Below are 17,658 nucleotides of genomic sequence, written 5' to 3'. Positions count from 1 at the left end.
ATCTCATCTCAGATCGATTTTGAACATTTCACCACAACCAGAAAATGAGGCTGAATTAAACGTTGTCCCCATTCATACCGGCAAAATGCCATCCGGGAACGAACTCCCACAGATAAATGATCCTTTCGGGCAAGAAGATTGCGATTCTTCTTTTGATGACAGTAACGCCTCACGACTGGAGGCTGAAAATATCGCAATCCGCGAGGCCAAAGGTCGGATTGAAACCGAGGCCCGCGCACGTGTTACCGCAGAAGCACGTGCGCGGGTAGAAGCCAGTGCTAGACTGGTCGCCGAAGCACGCATCAAGGCCGAAACAGCAGCCACGGAAGAAGCCAGGGCACGCACCCGGGCAGAAACATTGGCAACACAGGAGGCTCAGGCACGCCAAGAGCTAGAGGCAAAGTTACGTCAGACTGTTGAAGACAGCCTTAGAGCAGAAAAAGCAATCGTTGCTGCTTTGCGTGCCAGAGTACAAACTGAAGCGGCCACAACCGAGAAAGCACGCAGGCGTACACAAGAAGAAGCGCTCGCCCTGGAAAAATCCAGAGAAAAGGAATTGGCAGAGCAAAAAGCAATAGAAGCAGCCATTGCACGCAGAAAAAACAGTGAGGAAGCACTGAAGATAGCGCTTGCCGCCTCGGCAGCAGAAGCAGAAGCAGCAACACTGGCACGCACCAGAGCTGAAGAGGATGAGAAAAAAATTGTGCTGGTAAATGCCAAAGCTGAAGCTGAACGTCAGACTATCGAGGAAATTCGATTGCGCACAGAGGCTGAAGCCAATCTGGCCTCACAAATACAAGAGAAATTACAGGCAGAAACCAGGGCACGGGAAGCTGAACAAGCCAAACTGGATGCTGAAAAAAAAGCGACTGAGGCAGCAGATACCCGACAAAAACTTGATCTTGCGGCAAAATCAGAGGCAGAGGGCCGCACTGCAACCGAACTGGCAGCCGCGGCTGCGGCACGCAGCAGGATAGAGGCTGAACGAAACGCTAAAACAATCGCGGAACAGCTTATCCAGAGCGAGCAGGAGGCTGAACAGGCTGCCTTGGAACGCACCCGGACCGACACCCTGCTGCTGGAAAAAGTACAAGCCCGCATCATTGCAGAAAATGAAGCACGAGTTGCTGTTGAGGCTCGCATACAGGCGAAAGAACAGGAAACAGCCATATTCAATGAAAAAACACAAGCTGATCTGGCTATTACGGACACAATTCGGGAACGTATTCAGGCACAGGAAGTGGCGATCAAACGATCCCGCGCTCGTGCTGCTACAGAAGCAGTCGCCAAGAAAACCGCCGAAGATAGAATCGCAGCAGAAACCCATGCAGCAAAACTGGCTGATGAACGAATTGCACTGGACAAACAGCTTGAAAAAGAAGCCAATGAGCTGGCAGAAATGGAAGCACGCCTGATCGAAAACAGGAAAAAACAGGCGGAAGCCGTTCAGCAAGCCAAGTCAGCAGCCAGAGTACGCATGGAAATGGAGCCAAAACTGACCGGACTCGCCATGACCATTGCACAGAACCAGATTATCGCCATGGCAAAAGCGGAAGAGCGGCTCCAGGCAGCTGAAACAACGGCTGCCACGGTACTGTATAAAATCCGGACAGAGGCTTCAGCCCTGATGGCAATACAAGCACGCATAGAGCAGGATGCACTGGCTGTCGAACGCGCCATTGCGCGAGAAGCGGTTGAAACCATGGCTGTAGAAGCCGCACGGGCACGTATTCAGGCAGACGAGGCTGCGATTGCACTGGCCTCTCGGAAAATACGGGAGGAAATTGAAACAACCAGAATTATTCAGTATTGTTCCGACGAAGAAATTTCACCCGATATAGTCGTAGATTATGAAGAGCATTCTACTCACCTCTCTTCTGATAACAGCGAAACCATGTTGGCAGATACTGAAGAAAGCACGGAAAAAGAAGCATCTGCTGAATTTATTGAGCCTGATGATTCAACAAATCGACTGGATTCGAACACATCCGGTAATTCACTTCAATTAGATACACTCGACAACTCAATAAAGCCTGGTGAAACAGCAGTACCATTCGATAAATCCAAAACTGCTGAAGTAGCATAACCTTGCAACTTAAATATCAAAATAGCAGCATGATACGCAATGTATCTAGCTGCAATTTTTCAGGGTCGGACTAACAACAATACTAAAGAATCAGGAAAGAATGACATGCTGAAAGCCTTATATTCAACTGTACTGCCGCTGACACTGGCAATTACCAATGTTACCGGATTTACCATGCACATGCAGGAAAAAACCACCACACTCCAGGATCAAAAGCAGGTCGGTGTTACGATCTACAATGAAAACCTGGCATTGATCAGGGATCTGCGACAAGTTTCTATGGAACAAGGTATAAACAGGCTGGTTTGGCGTGAAGTTTCAACCCGGATACGTCCACAAACAGTACTGCTGCGCACACCGGGGCAATCTTCCGAATCCCGGTTGCTGGAACAGAATTTTGATTTTGATCTGCTTACCCCGGAAAAACTGCTGGAAAGCTATCTCGGACGTACCGTCAATGTTATTTACACTAATCCTGTAACTGGAAAAGAAACAATAGAAGCCGCCACCGTACTCTCCACCCTTGGGGGAGTTATATTGAAATTCACAGATCGTATCGAAACCGGTACTACAGGACGAATCACCTTTCCGGATATCCCCGATCACCTGCATGATCGGCCCACCTTGTCACTGGTACTGGAGAATACTTCTCCAGGAAAACGTGAACTCGAATTATCCTACCTGACCTCCGGGCTTTCCTGGCAGGCTGACTATGTGGCTAAACTCAATGCCGATGATAGCCGGATTGATCTTAGTGGATTAATTACGCTGGCCAACCATAGTGGCATTGCGTATCCAGATGCCCATCTGCAGCTGGTGGCCGGGAATATCAATCAGGTTTCCTTCGAGCAACCCCAGACCAGAAAAATGATGGCTATGGTGGCTGATGCCGCCGAATATCAGGAGAGTAAGCAAGAATCCCTGTTTGAATACCATCTCTACACCATGCCTGCCTCCGCAACGCTGGCAGAAAACCAGACAAAACAGATTACGCTGATGACAGCTGCAGATATTCCGGTCAACAAGGAATTTCTACTGCGTGGTATTGAAGCCCATTACTTCAGCAGATATACCGGCGACGATAACAAACTGAGGCCGGATGTTTTTATCCAGTTTGAGAACAAGGGAAAAGAGCTGGACAAGCCGCTACCTGGAGGAACAGTGCATGTTTACAAAAATGATTCCCAGGGCAATGCGCAATTTCTGGGTGAAGATCGCATTAAGCACACCGCGAAAAATGAACTCGTTCGTGTGAAGCTGGGTAAAGCTTTCGACATTACAGCCACGAGAACCCAGACGGATTTTCAGCAGCTGGATACTCCTTCTCAACATTTCACTGAAACAGCCCACAAGATTGAAATTCACAACACACGCCAGGAAGCAGTCACCATTCGAGTACAAGAACCCATCCCCGGTGACTGGATAGTAATTTCAGAATCTTTTCCCCATACCAAGCCAGCCGCTAACCTGGCTGAATGGCAGATCATCATTCCCGACAATGAGAAAATTGTGCTGAGTTACCGGGTCCGGATTAAACATTGATAAATTCCGTCTGCTGTTTGCATTGTAGGCTGCAGATCTGATTACTCGTCTAAAGGTATTTATTACACCTGATTTCTGAATTGCAGCAGAAAGTTTCTGACCAGGTTGATTTGTTCTGTATCCATCAGCATGGGCGCATGACCGATACCAGACAGCTCAACGAACTTTACATTGGGCTGATGTAATTGCATTTCACTGACTGTTTCCGGTGTCAGAACCTCTGATTTTTCTCCCCGGAGCACCAGTATCGGAAGATCAAGCCGGTTCCAGTAGGGCCATAGATTGAGATCTCTCAAATTTGATGGACGAAAACCAGATGAGATGACAGGATCATAGCGGTAGCCAATTGTGCCATCCTCATATTCACGCGCACTGTACAGCGCCATATGATGCCATTGCATATCCGTAAGCGCATTATAGGGCAGTGCCGTATTGCGCATGTGTGTTTCCAGTTCACTCAGGCTCTGGAAACGGAGATCTTGCCCGATAGTCATGGCAAACACAGATAGGATAGCAGATGAAACAAACGGGCCAATATCACTCATTACCAGTGCCCTTAGCCGGTAAATGGTTGACAAACGCTGCCGGGCAGCCAGCAACATGCCAACCAGCCCCCCCATGGACACACCCACCCAGTAAAAGTGAAGACAATCATGGTGGCTTTGCCGGTAAATATGTTTGAGCACACATTCCATGTCCGACAAATAAGTCATCGCAGAATTGTAATCCTCTGCGTTTTCCAGCCAGTCACTGCGACCACGCCCCGCCAGATCAATGCAAATTACTCTGAAATCTTGCTCCAGGGCCTCCGCCAGAAAATCAAAATCCCTACAGTTGCGTGTCAGGCCATGTACACATACCACTACATGATGATTTTCCGGATTTCCCCAATCTGTATAGGCAAGCTGACGGCTGCCTCGTCCAGATTTTGCTTTTCCGTGTTGTGCTGGTACAGATAGATATTTCCACGATATATCCGAAGGGTTTTTCATAGGAAATTTTTCAGAATGATGCGTAATCATATCAAAACGAGTTTGCTGAACCGCAATCGCACAAATACCAATCAGTTTATACAACCGGACAATCAAAAAAGAACAGAGATAACTAGAGCAGCAGTCAATGCAGTACTTTCTGCAAATTTGATAACAAGAACTAAGAATAGCTGATCTGAGTAGCTCTATCCTCTGCTAACGGATACTGACTGTATGGTTTTAAAGTCAGCACCTTGGTTAACAGAAATAATGGAATAGTCGGTTTCCTAAATCAGTGCCTACGGAGAGCTTTTGCAATCCGCATTCTCAGCGCATTAAGTTTGATGAAGCCCGCTGCATCCGCCTGATGATAAGCCCCTCCGTCTTCCTCAAAAGTAGCAATCGTAGGATCGAATAGCGAATCTGTCCGGGAATCACGCCCGACCACCATCACGTTACCCTTATAGAGCTTGACCCGGACTTGGCCATTTACATGTGCCTGGGACTCATCAATAAGCACCTGTAATAATTTTCTTTCTGGGCTCCACCAGTAACCGTTATAAATCAGTGCCGCATAGCGCGGCATCAGATCATCCTTCAAATGTGCGACTTCCCGATCAAGAGTGATTGATTCGATTGCACGGTGGGCACGCAGCATAATTGTGCCACCAGGCGTTTCATAGCAGCCACGTGACTTCATTCCAACATAACGGTTTTCCACCAGATCAAGACGCCCGATGCCATGTTTACCGCCTAACTGGTTGAGTTTTATTAGTACGGCTGCAGGAGATAGCTTCTCACCGTTCAATGCAACAATATCTCCCCGCTCGTATTCCAGATCCAAATATTCAGGTTCGTTTGGCGCTGCTTCCGGTGAAATCGTCCAGCGCCACATGCTTTCTTCTGCTTCTACAGCAGGGTCTTCCAGTGCACGTCCTTCATAGGAAATATGCAAAAGATTGGCATCCATACTGTACGGTGATCCCTGCTTTTTCTTCATTTCAATCGGAATACCCTGTTTCTCGGCATACGCCAGCAGTTTTTCACGTGAAGTCAAATCCCATTCACGCCAAGGAGCGATAACACGGATATCCGGCTGCAAGGCGTAATACCCAAGCTCGAAACGTACTTGATCGTTGCCCTTCCCGGTTGCGCCGTGAGAGACCGCATCAGCGCCCGTTTGCTGTGCAATTTCAACTTGACGTTTGGCAATCAACGGGCGGGCGATACTAGTACCAAGCAGATATTCCCCTTCATAAACCGTATTGGCACGGAACATGGGAAAAACATAGTCGCGTACAAATTCTTCACGCAAATCTTCGATGAAAATTTCCTTGATACCAAACTGCAGGGCCTTGGCGCGTGCCGGCTCAATTTCCTCGCCCTGGCCGATATCCGCCGTAAAAGTAACCACCTCGCACTGATAGGTATCCTGGAGCCATTTCAGTATGACCGAGGTATCCAACCCCCCCGAAAATGCCAATACCGCTTTCTTAACTTTATCCATGTCTCTTTACAATCAAAAATTTACAGGTAATTAAAAGATTACCTGACACTAATCCTGCCCAGCAGCAAGTACTCCATCAACGCTTTTTGTGTGTGTAGCCGGTTCTCTGCTTCATCCCATACCACCGATTGGGGGCCATCAATGACTTCCGCATCCACCTCTTCGCCTCGGTGTGCTGGCAGACAATGCATGAACAAGGCTTCTTTTTTTGCACAGGCCATCATCTCAGCATCCACACAAAAATCTGCAAAATCATTTTTACGTGTATCCAACTCATCTTCGAAACCCATGCTGGTCCACACATCCGTTGTGACCAGATCAGCATCTTTCACTGCATCGTGCGGCGAGACAAACTGTTCATAGTGATCTGTGCCATACAAACCCGCCCGCTCGGGCTCCACTTCATAACCCGGTGGTGTAGAAACATGTACATTGAAGTCAAAAATTTCGGCAGCTTGCAGCCAGGTATTGCACACGTTATTGGAATCTCCAATCCAGGTTATGGTTTTGCCTGTGATACTTCCGCGATGTTCTATGAAGGTAAAGATATCTGCCAGAATCTGGCAAGGATGATATTCGTCCGTCAGGCCATTGATCACCGGCACCCGTGAATTCTCGGCAAAACGTTCAATAATCTGATGCTCGTGAGTACGAATGGTAATGATATCAACCATTCTTGAAATAACTCTGGCTGCATCCTCCACCGGTTCGCCACGGCCCAATTGGGTATCACGTGTTGAGAGATAGATAGCACTGCCACCCAACTGATGCATGCCTGCTTCAAATGAAAGGCGCGTGCGCGTGGAGTGTTTTTCAAAAATCATGGCCAACGTACGGTCAGTCAGCGGCCAGTAGCGGCGATATTGCTTGAATTCATTCTTGATCCAGCGCGTCCGGTCGAACAGGTATTCGAATTCCAACCGGTCAAAATCCTTGAACTGTAAAAAATGCCTGATCTGCATAAATGATTTCTACCAACAAAAACATCCGGAGATTTTTATATTTCTGGCTCTCTATCAGGTAGATGAAACAGAAATCACTTGAATCCGGAAAAATAAAAAAGGCGGGATAACCATGTAGCGAGAAAAAATCTTTCGAGTGCACTCTGGCGACAACCGTCGGCTCACACCCTTATCATTATTTCTCTCGATTCTCAAGAAACCAGGAAATAAGAGCGGATACCTCATGTACCACCTGTTCTGCCTCTGCCTTTTGCATATTCAATGCCGGCAGTAATCGTACTACTTTTTCAGATGTTACATTGATCAGCAAATGGCGTTTCAATGCTTCAGGCACAAGTTCACCACAGGGTATCGGCAGCTCAACCCCGATCATCATCCCCTGCCCGCGAATTTTCAGCACGTTTTGCCAGGCATGTAATCTCTGCTTGAATTCCTCTCGCATGAAATTACCGATAGTCACAGCATTAGCCATCAATCCTTCCTGCTCAATGATGTCAAGAGTGGTCAAGGCAGCTCTACATGCAAGTGGATTGCCACCGAAAGTAGATGCGTGATTACCAGGCTTGAATACTTCTGCTGCTTTCCCGCCTGCCAAGCAGGCGCCGATCGGCAGGCCGGATCCCAATCCTTTTGCCAGTGTCATGACATCCGGTACGATATCACTATGCTGAAAAGCAAACCACTTGCCCGTCCGTCCAAGGCCACACTGTACCTCATCAAGCATCAGCAACCAACCGTTCTGGTCGCAGATCTTGCGCAACCCTTGCAGATAATTTGCTTGTGGGAAATTAACTCCACCTTCGCCCTGATAGGTTTCCAGTAGCACCGCCACAATTTCCTTGTTGTTCGCTGCAACCTGGTTGACTGCTTCCAGATCATCATAGGGCACACGCACGAAACCCGTGAGTAGCGGCTCAAAACCCGCTTGAGTCTTGCGATTGCCCGTGGCAGTAAGTGTTGCCATGGTCCGGCCATGAAATGAGCGTTCCATAACAATAATCGTTGGCAGATCTATTCCCTGGTTATGGCCATAAAGCCGCGCCAGTTTAATGGCTGCCTCATTCGACTCTGCTCCGGAATTACAGAAAAAAGCCTTCTCCAGGCCTGACAGACTGGTCAATCTGTCTGCCAAACGCTCCTGATTCTGAATGTGGTAGAGATTAGAGGTGTGTATTAACGTAGCAGCCTGTTCACACAACGCTTTCGTCAGTACCGGATGGCAATGTCCAGCCCCGCAGACCGCAATTCCTGATAGCGCATCAAGGTAGCGATTACCTTGATCATCCCAAAGCCAAACGCCTTCTCCCCTGACAAAGGTAACGGGAAGCCGTGCATAAGTATTCATTAAATGAGACACAGAAAATACACCCTATTTTTGTTCTGAAACAACATGGTGGCTGGTGCCACCACTCCTGGGAACAGGTTCCCTCATTCAGAACCTCTGAATAAATTTATACGCAAAAACAACATAGACTTATTCAGAAGTTCCTTTACACTTTAGCGAAACAATATTCACTTATCTATCAAGTCATTTCAAGCAGTTTTTCTGTTAGATATTCTGGCCGAAGTCAGCCATCTATACCTCGTCAGATCACTTTTTTTGCCAGGAGCCGTTCTCTTGCTGATACCACCAGCCTGGTTTGGCCCACTTTATCCATCGTTGGGCAAATGTTGAACGAATATTGCTTTCCCATTCCGGATGATTGTTAGCCAGTGCTATTTCCCGATAAAGTGCATTACGATCTTGGTTCTCGGCTGTCACAAGCGTATTAACCGATTGCCGTCCTGATAAAGGTACAACACTGGCATCACGCAACACGATCAGACCGTCACGGGTCAAACCTACTGCACCACTATCATAAAATGGTATCAATTGACCGTGACGCTGTTTTATATTTTGTTTTAACTGGGTAACTGCTGGTGAACTGGCTTTAAAATCCACCGCACTCGCAAAGCTGATACACAGAAAGAAACCCAGTGATATCAGTGTTATATACCGAATTAACTGTCTATGCACAAGATTCACATCCTCAGAAGATCTTTCATGGCCTGGTCTTGTCGGGTTTATTGTCAATTTTATTGTTGCGAGTATCATTACCCGATTTTTCTCTGGGTTGTTCCCTGCCGTCAGCCTCATCATCAGCTTGCCAAACCTCATCGATAATTTTGTCGGCCACTTTCTCCGCGGCTGCTGCCGGAAAGTAAATATTGATAGTTACGCAAGCTGCTACCACAAAGCCAGCGGCCATCAGCAAAATCAGGTTGGAATTACGATTTGTCATTATCATTTAGTGAATCACCGGGTTGCCACTTTCAATGGCGCGCTCCAGACGCTTGAGCAGTTCAGGCCAGTCCACCTCTGAATTATAGCCGGTAATGGTAATTGCAGGTATTCCACTGCCCTTGACCAGCACATATCCCTTGTCATCACGAGAAGCCGACTCAATCCCGCTCATATAACAAATATGTCCACGTAACTTACAACCCCAGCCAATTTCAGTATAGCGAAATTGTTCAAACATACTGAGAAAACTTTTCTGGATAGCTGTCACTGCAGATTCGCCACCTAATGCAATAATATTCTTGATCGCTGCCTGACTGATCCGACGTTTGTAATCCCCCGCGCTACTGGTAAGTTTTGCATCAAATCTTACCGGTTCCCAGTTAACCAGCTCAAGATCGTTCACCTCAACATCAACCCGTCCCTGTATATTTCCAAACGAATAGGCACGGGTCAACAAATCAAGATCGATGTGATACATGGCCACATCCGCTGCCAGATGAGGGGTCAAACTAAGTGGCTTGGTCAGCACCAAATTCCTGGCTACCGCGACACCGTCGAATATCCCTGAAACAAGCTCGCCTTCCATTGTTATAGTTGAATTGGTATAGCTCATTTTCGGCATAGTACCCGACAGCGTTCCAAACATTGGTTGAATCTGCAGGAATTCAGTCAGTTTTTCCATAGAGATCGGAAAAAGCCGCCCGTTTAACTGCCATTGCCAGCCGGACGTCTGCAAAGAAGCTATGAAATTTTCTATCAGCAGTCTTCCATCCAGTATCGGCACCTCTGCACGAGGAATATTGAGCTGCATCCCGTTTGTCTCGATTGGAATATGTGTTGTACCCAGCGGAATCCTCAAGATCTGGGCATTACTGAACCGGATTAATCCATCCAGCGCCTCGTTTCGATTCCATGGTACATAGGCGTCCAATCCTTCAACTGCAAACCGCTCGCGAGCATCGGTTAATGATACATTCTGCAAATCAATGATTAGTGACTGGTTTGCATTATCCTGGTAATGCCAGGCAATATTTACCTTGCCGGCAGCCTCTGTTTCTGCCAGTGCCGTCTCCTCAGCCAGGGGTCGAATAATACTACCAAACAAAGTGGATAACTCCAGGCTCTCGGCCGACAATCTAGCCTGCTGTAATGCTTGATCCGGAATGCTGGCAATAGCAGAAAAATCTGCTTTACCTATACCCGTCAAACTGAGTTCACCTTGTGATAGGTTAATATGATCACCTTTTATTATCCCTTTGGCGGTTAATTGGTGCCCTTCTCCAGAAAAATAAAATGGCTGCCAAAAGACCTCTCCTTCCGGCCAGGTGATCTTGCCTCGCCATTGCCAAACATCCTGTTTTCTTCGCACATCCAGGTCAAGCAACAGATTGATCCGTTCACCCACGTGCAACCCGCTCGAATCACTGAAAGATAATTTATTGATGCTCAGCTGTGTGGATAACGCTGACATTGAAGTCTTACTTCCATTCAGGTAGATACTTCCATTAAGTTTTGCCTGATGTATCTGTAGTGAATCTTCTTCTTGAGGCAACAGATCGGCCAAAAATTTCCCCTCTCCATTTACTATCTTCAACACACTTCGCCACTTTTCTGCCTGCCAGTCGATCATCAGCTGCCATTTCTCTCCCGAATTTTTTTTCGGGAATGGATGAACTTCAAGTACAAGCTGTTTATGTTGCAAGGAAAGCTGGAAAGTTATCGATGAAGATAGCTTGCCAAGCTCCAATGTCCCCATTTCACAGCCAATTAATTCGCGATTAATACGGATCTGATTACATCTCAAACGAAGATCATGCCATCTCCAATTTCCTGCGAGCAACTCACCCACACTGATTTCAAGAACGGGCGATAAGATGCCAGTCAGCTTGATGCTGGCTGAGTGAATATTAAAGGCAGGATGCCGGATATTCTCCAGTACAAAATTAAAATAAGGGACCGCAGCATTAGCCGGAGAATAACAACCTGCGTAAAGTAGAAAAAATAGCCAGAGGCGTGTAGCAAGCTCGCAGATACAAATCGGAAAACTGACACGACGAAACCAGAGATACCTCGGCTCCATGCTCTTCAGGAAGGAAAAACTCCGGTTGACAGGTAACGATCCCCACGGTCACACACAATAAAAACAATCACCGCGTTTCTTACTTGAGCAGAAAGTTTCAGCACTGCTGCCAGTGCCCCCCCGGAAGAAATGCCAGCGAATACTCCCTCTTCAGATGCCAATCGACGCGCCATGATCTCGGCCTCTTGCTGGGATACCAGCAAAATACGATCAACAAGTTCCGACTGATAAATTTTAGGCAAATAAGCTTCCGGCCATTTACGGATTCCGGGAATCTGGGCACCTTCTTGCGGCTGTACACCTACAATTTCCACCTTCCGCTCTTTTTCTCGGAAGTAGCGGGCACACCCCATGATTGTGCCAGTCGTTCCCATACTGCTTACAAAATGAGTAATCTTGCCCGTAGTATCCTGCCAGATCTCGGGAGCAGTACCTTCGTAATGTGCCAACGGATTATCGGGATTGGAAAACTGATCAAGAATAAAACCCTTGCCAGCCTCGCACAATTGTCCGGCGACATCCCGTGCTTCCTCCATATTTTCTGTCAGAATAATTTTGGCACCGTACGCAGCCATCACTTGACGACGCTCCAGACTCTGATTTTCCGGCATGACCAGAATCATGTGATAGCCTAGTATTGCTGCCGACATAGCCAATGCAATCCCGGTATTGCCGCTAGTTGCCTCAATCAACGTATCTCCCGGCTGAATATCTCCACGCTGCTGAGCTCGTATGATCATGGAGTAGGCTGGCCGATCTTTGACTGACCCCGCCGGATTATTACCTTCCAGTTTTGCCAAAATAATATTGCTGGTTTTCCCTGGGATACGTTTAAGCTGGACCAAGGGGGTATGTCCGATGAAATGTTCGATAGTTTTATACATGACCAGATATGTGCTGCCACAAATAAATCAGGATTATCTCATACACATACAAAAAACCCCTTGTGAAAGGAATTCACAAGGGGTTCAGTCAAGGATTAGCCTGAAAAAAATAGCATGCTAGCACTGTTTCGTCACAGGCTTTCAAACAATTTCTTCGCCTCATCTTTCTGAGAAAAAGGTTTATCGCTACTCAGTAGTTTCTCAAGCTCCTGGCGCGCTTCAACCGTATTGCCAGATTTATATAGTCCGACTGCGTAATGATAGTGGATTTCAGCAGCTTCCGGAACAGCTGCAACAGCCTGTTGCAGCAAGGAAACCCCTCGTTTGGCATCCCCTTGCTCAACCAGAATCCATCCAAGTGTATCCAGGATCGCTGGACTATCCGGGGCCTGCTTGTATGCCTTCTCGGCATAATCGAGCGCGGTGGCAAAATCTTTTTTCTGCTGGTATATCCAGGCTAGATTATTCAGTGTGGCAGCATGATCAGGATGTTGCTTCAGGATGGTTTTGTATTCCCTGATAGCAGGATCATATTTTTTGCTGGCAAGGTAAACACCTGCAAGATACATACGAACGCCATCATCAGCCGGATTTTCCTTCAGCCATTGCGTGACACGTTGATCAGCCTGCTTTTCTTTCCCGCTTTGACTCAGAGCTGTATGCAATTTGATCAATAATTGACCGGTTTTCTGTTTAGTCAGCGCCTCTTCATAAGCCGTGGCAGCGGCAACTGCATTTTTCTGCCGCATTTGTAAATCACCCTCCAGCTCAAATCCAACCGGCAGCTTTTCATGTTGTTTTTGTATATCCCGCGCGATACTGAGTGCATCATCCACACGACCGTCTCCAACCGCCAGTTGAGCCTGCATTAGTTTAGCTTCCCAGAAATCCGGCTTAATAGCCAACGCCTTTTTCAATGAATCAGCCGTTGCCCTGGTATTCTGCATAGAGGCATAGATCTGCGCTAGTTGAAGCTGGGCAGGGGCAGAATCTGGTAATCTGGCAGCCAGTTTCTGGAAATTTTCCAGTGCAGCATCCTTATCCCCAGTAGCCAGATAAGCACGAGCCAACAGCTCTATGGCGCTCAAATTATCCGGATGAATGCCTTGCAGTTTCTTGGCCAGCGCAAGCGATTTCCCAGGTTCATTGATGGCCAGATAATGCGCTCCCAGCTGCAAAGCTGGCGGCAGCTCATCCGGATTTTCCTGACTGGCTTTTTCCAGCCATTCAGTTGCTTTTTCTTTATTTCCTTGTGAGAGCGCGATACCTGCTAGCGCATTCATTGCCTGTACGTTTTTCTTATCCTGCTTCAGTACTTCTTCAAAACGCTGCTGTGCAGCTTCGGGATGTTTTTCCTGTAAATCAATTCTCGCCAGGTTGGAAATGGCGGGAAAATAGTCTGGCTGTATGGAAAGCGCCTGATTGAAGCTTGCACGCGCCTTGATCAGGTCTTTTTTACCCAGATAGACTCCACCTTCCAGATTATGTAGCAGCGGATTGTCAGGTTGCTCGGCAAGCTGCGATTTGACAACTTTCAGCGCTTTATCAAATTCACGCTGCTGCAGATGAGTCAAAACAAGCATAATACCTGCCCGGCCGGATTTATCATCCAGTTGGGTAGCGTGTTCCAGATCAGCAATGGCACTTTCATTTTCCCCCTGTCCCATTTTGCTCATAGCCATTGCGGTATATAATGCAGCGTTATCCGGAGATAATTCACCAGCCTTCTCAAAATACTCCGTGGCTTTCGTAAAATCCCGCGCCCGCATATAGGCCTCACCTGCCAGTGCAAACAATTGTGGATCCTGTTGTACTACCTTCAGCGCCGGGGTCAAGGTAGTAACCGCCTGTTTTGCCTGGTTATTCTTCAACTGAATCGACGCCATAAGCTTAATGGCATAAAGATTATTCGGAATCTTCTTCAAGTATTGATCAACATACTGCTCTGCTTGTGGAAGCGACCCCAATGCAAACTGGGTGGCCCCCGCAAGTAATACACTGGGAAGATGATCTGGTGCTGAACTCAACACCTGTTGCAAAGTTTCAAGAGCAACCACATGTTTACCCTGGCTAAAATCGAGTAATGCCTGTGTGTATGCAGCAGGCAGGCTACCGGGAGCAATCTTGCGAACGGCATCCAGATCTGCTTGGGCAGCTTTAAATTTTTTGGTACTGATTAATATGGTTGCCCGGTTAATATACGCCGCTAATGATTCCGGGTTCAGTTTTATAGCTTTGTCATAATCGGCCAGCGCTTCATCAATCTTGTTCTGCGCACGCAACAAATCTCCTCTGAACAATACTGTATCGCTGTTTTCTGGATTAAGTTTCACTGCTTCTTCGGAAAAATTCATAGCAGATTCAATATCGTTCCGGGCAAGCGAACACCTGGCCATACCCATCAGCGCACCTGCGAATCCTGGTTTATCCCGCAAAGCCTGCTCAAACAATGCTTTGGCTTCTTCGATTTTACCTAGCGCTAATGACGCATTGCCACGCAGGGTAAGTAATTCAGCAAAATTCCCTTCTTCGGATAATTTCTCAGTTTCATCCAGTACCTGTTGAAATTTCCCCATTCCCAGCCATGCCTGGCTCAATCCGGGCAACACCTTGACTGGATCCATGCCGAGATCAAGTGCCTTATTCAATTCTTTTTCTGCCGACTGAATATTCCCTTCCTTGTTATAGAGCGTTCCCAGCAAATAACGGACTTCAGGGTCATTTGGATTTTGTTGCAGGGCATTCTTCAACTGAATAATAGCTGCCTTGTCATTGCCCTGTTGCTGATACTGTTTAGCTTCGGCTACCAGAGCTTGCGCATCCATAGGCTTCCCACAGGCAGAAAGCACCAGAATAACGGCCATCATAGGAGCAAGAATTGTTGTCGATTTCATCTGGGTGATCGCTATACCAGAACAGCTCATATTTACCTCTTTTGGTAATTAAGTTAAATACATAAATTCACAAAACACCGACTGAAACAAAATTCAGAATAGCAGTTTTTATATCCAAATATCATTTAACGGGATGGTAATAGTTATAACACAGTCAACTTATAGGCAAATTTGTGAAATCAATTGGGATTGCATGTTTTAACACTGTAATGATCGATGTACCAATGAATTACCGAGATACCAGACACCTCGGTCAACAGGAATACGCAATCTGAATCCGCCCACGCACCATAATCCGACAGACTCGACCCTCAAATCAGCCAAATCTATTAATTAATTTATTCGATCCATCCCTGCTTTACTGATATAAAAAGCACAGCCAGTACCGGATACGATGACATCACCCCACATCAGATTCTTGACAACAGGGTCTAAATATAACATTATGCACAGCTCTTCGAGCGTATCCGGATACCACTATTCGTAGAGGTTACGAAACAAAAAGAGATATTTATCGTAAAAATGCGCCCGTAGCTCAGTTGGATAGAGTACTTGGCTACGAACCAAGGGGTCGTGGGTTCGAATCCTGCCGGGCGCGCCAGTAAATTAATATTATTTATCGGCGCGATAAGATATAGTCAGCTTTATATGCTGTTTTGATTTTTTTGAGGCCAAGTAGCTCAGTCGGTAGAGCAGAGGACTGAAAATCCTTGTGTCGGTGGTTCGATTCCGCCCTTGGCCACCATCATTTTGGTCAACCCATTCTTCAATTGACCCTCTCGTTTTCTACATTTAACAGATCTCCACACGATTCTTACTAACCTCCATATTTCCTGAGATTTCCCAGGATCTTTCGTCGCATCCCCAATACTCCATTAGGAGTAAATCCTACGCATTTAGGCAGATTTCCAATAGCATCCTATTAGAGTAACCCATTGATTCACAATGAGGTCAATCTCTAATAGATTATATTTACCAGTCCCATATCAGCTACCACAACTTCACTTCACCCATCGCTTGAAGATGCAACGTATCAATATTTGACGCAGACAAAGCCAGCCTGACAGACGCACCAACAGATACTTCGAGCCTCTGACACTCATCTGATCGACGCTCAAACAATCCCATCCCACAAGCACCTCATGATATTTGCAGAAAACAATCTCTCATTAGCTATAACCCTGCAAATACCAGTTTGTTTCAACAAATCATACAAAATCTACATAAGTATTGGTTATTAACAATTACTTTGACTGAGCCATGTGTCTCTGATGCACCCAGTTAAAGTTAGCAAGGATAGTGTCGATATTGATTTCTTGGCAGGAGAATCACAACCTGTCCAAAAAACATAAGTCAAATAACCAAAAGATTTTATTTTGTTAATTTTCATATGGAGACTCAGAAGATGAAAAAAATTTTTTTGATTCTTGTAATATTTTTCGGGTTAAATTTATCCGTATTAGCTGGAGTAGACATCAATACAGCAAGTCAAATTGATCTTGAGTCGGTAAAAGGTTTGGGGCCGGCCAAAGCAAAAGCGATAATTGAATATCGAGAAAAACACGGTATGTTCAAGTCAGTAGGAGATCTAACCAATGTGAAGGGTATAGGTGTCGGGACGCTCAGACAATTAGGTGATCAGGTGAGTGTTCAAGAGGAAACTGCTTCAAATGAAGCTGAGGCGCATTAATTTAAAAATAGTGTCTTAGACATTATGTTTTAACCTGATGGTTAAGATTTATCGGGTAGTCAGCGCAGTATGATATAAGCTGCCCGATAAATCCATACAGTCAATAATTTCTGTGCCGGTTTAATTTACACAGATACCTTTAAAAAGTGAAATACGCACTTAAATCCAGCTTAAATGATTTTTCAGACAATTTTACTACAACACTATGGAATTTTCTCATCTACTGCTTGAAGTCACGCCAGCACCACATAAAAGTATCATCGATGAAAGGCTTCTTAAGATCGACTCCCACTTCGCGTAGAAACAAAATTATTTGATCCTGGATAGAGACGGCTCTCTAGTAGGCAAATAGAATTATCTAAATAATACCGGCTCCACCTGGTTTTTGGGAGAGATTACGACATGGGTATAACCAATCTGCATCATAACAACATCACATCAATAGCCATGTGACTTTCAACTACACATTTTTATCCACAGTATCCAAAATGATAACTTACTATCCAGAACCGTTATTACTATTCAATATTTGCCGATTCATGTTCATATCCAGATCCCTAGATACAAACACAAATCAGCCACAGCAAACTAATTAATCAGTATTTTCTATGTATTTTTTTCTTTTTGATTTTTTGAAGAGAAGAAGAAGTATCCACCGCCTATGACAATGATCAACAAGGGCCAGAAATACATATTCATCTTAAATTTGCCTCCTGTGCCCACAGCGAAAGGGAAGCGTGATACATGCTCTATTCCAT

Annotated in this window: 12 protein-coding genes and 2 tRNA genes; 5 read left to right on the top strand and 9 right to left on the bottom strand. The window is 46.1% G+C overall.

From position 1 onward, the window contains the following. Window positions 1-19: 19 nt before the first annotated feature. On the top strand, window positions 20-2,086 hold the full coding sequence (locus ABF86_RS07650) for a hypothetical protein (RefSeq protein WP_240142268.1): 2,067 nt from the start codon (window positions 20-22) through the stop codon (window positions 2,084-2,086). Window positions 2,087-2,191: 105 nt separating this feature from the next. Continuing rightward, window positions 2,192-3,628: a DUF4139 domain-containing protein gene (locus tag ABF86_RS07645; RefSeq protein WP_011635083.1), complete on the top strand. Its 1,437-nt coding sequence runs from the start codon at window positions 2,192-2,194 to the stop codon at window positions 3,626-3,628. 62 nt (window positions 3,629-3,690) lie between these two features. Here the strand turns inward: ABF86_RS07645 and ABF86_RS07640 are convergent, their stop codons facing one another. The 9 genes from ABF86_RS07640 to prsT all read right to left on the bottom strand — a co-directional run bounded on the left by ABF86_RS07640 (window position 3,691) and on the right by prsT (window position 15,240). Beyond that, a complete protein-coding gene (locus ABF86_RS07640; RefSeq protein ID WP_107818362.1) occupies window positions 3,691-4,620 on the bottom strand; it encodes an alpha/beta hydrolase in 930 nt (309 codons plus the stop codon). Window positions 4,621-4,891: 271 nt separating this feature from the next. After that, on the bottom strand, window positions 4,892-6,106 hold the full coding sequence (locus ABF86_RS07635) for an argininosuccinate synthase (RefSeq protein ID WP_074685094.1): 1,215 nt from the start codon (window positions 6,104-6,106) through the stop codon (window positions 4,892-4,894). A gap of 38 nt (window positions 6,107-6,144) precedes the next feature. Next, a complete protein-coding gene (gene argF / locus ABF86_RS07630; RefSeq protein ID WP_011635086.1) occupies window positions 6,145-7,068 on the bottom strand; it encodes an ornithine carbamoyltransferase in 924 nt (307 codons plus the stop codon). A gap of 175 nt (window positions 7,069-7,243) precedes the next feature. Beyond that, window positions 7,244-8,425 (bottom strand): aspartate aminotransferase family protein, encoded by a 1,182-nt coding sequence (locus tag ABF86_RS07625; protein WP_011635087.1) that lies wholly within the window; start codon window positions 8,423-8,425, stop codon window positions 7,244-7,246. 234 nt (window positions 8,426-8,659) lie between these two features. Continuing rightward, complete coding sequence (locus ABF86_RS07620) at window positions 8,660-9,085, bottom strand: YdbL family protein (protein WP_011635088.1); 426 nt, start codon at window positions 9,083-9,085, stop codon at window positions 8,660-8,662. A 25-nt stretch (window positions 9,086-9,110) separates the two neighbouring features. Next, window positions 9,111-9,350, bottom strand: coding sequence for a hypothetical protein (locus ABF86_RS07615; protein WP_107818364.1), 240 nt, complete (start codon window positions 9,348-9,350; stop codon window positions 9,111-9,113). Between the two features lie 6 nt (window positions 9,351-9,356). Beyond that, window positions 9,357-11,432 carry a hypothetical protein gene (locus ABF86_RS07610; RefSeq protein ID WP_074455712.1) on the bottom strand — a complete coding sequence of 692 codons (2,076 nt, stop codon included), beginning with the start codon at window positions 11,430-11,432 and terminating at the stop codon, window positions 9,357-9,359. A gap of 5 nt (window positions 11,433-11,437) precedes the next feature. Then, window positions 11,438-12,316: a cysteine synthase CysM gene (cysM, locus tag ABF86_RS07605; RefSeq protein WP_074455713.1), complete on the bottom strand. Its 879-nt coding sequence runs from the start codon at window positions 12,314-12,316 to the stop codon at window positions 11,438-11,440. Between the two features lie 131 nt (window positions 12,317-12,447). Next, a complete protein-coding gene (gene prsT, locus ABF86_RS07600) occupies window positions 12,448-15,240 on the bottom strand; it encodes an XrtA/PEP-CTERM system TPR-repeat protein PrsT (RefSeq protein WP_074685096.1) in 2,793 nt (930 codons plus the stop codon). A gap of 494 nt (window positions 15,241-15,734) precedes the next feature. On the opposite strand from prsT, the gene ABF86_RS07595 reads away from it, so the two are divergent. The 3 genes from ABF86_RS07595 to ABF86_RS07585 all read left to right on the top strand — a co-directional run bounded on the left by ABF86_RS07595 (window position 15,735) and on the right by ABF86_RS07585 (window position 16,900). Beyond that, window positions 15,735-15,811, top strand: a tRNA-Arg gene (locus ABF86_RS07595). A 68-nt stretch (window positions 15,812-15,879) separates the two neighbouring features. After that, window positions 15,880-15,955, top strand: a tRNA-Phe gene (locus ABF86_RS07590). A gap of 660 nt (window positions 15,956-16,615) precedes the next feature. Then, window positions 16,616-16,900 (top strand): ComEA family DNA-binding protein, encoded by a 285-nt coding sequence (locus ABF86_RS07585; protein ID WP_011635093.1) that lies wholly within the window; start codon window positions 16,616-16,618, stop codon window positions 16,898-16,900. Window positions 16,901-17,658 lie beyond the last annotated feature (758 nt).

This window comes from Nitrosomonas sp. GH22 (assembly GCF_009833115.1).
Lineage (GTDB): Bacteria > Pseudomonadota > Gammaproteobacteria > Burkholderiales > Nitrosomonadaceae > Nitrosomonas > Nitrosomonas eutropha.
This window is presented reverse-complemented; position numbering and strand designations above follow the sequence as displayed.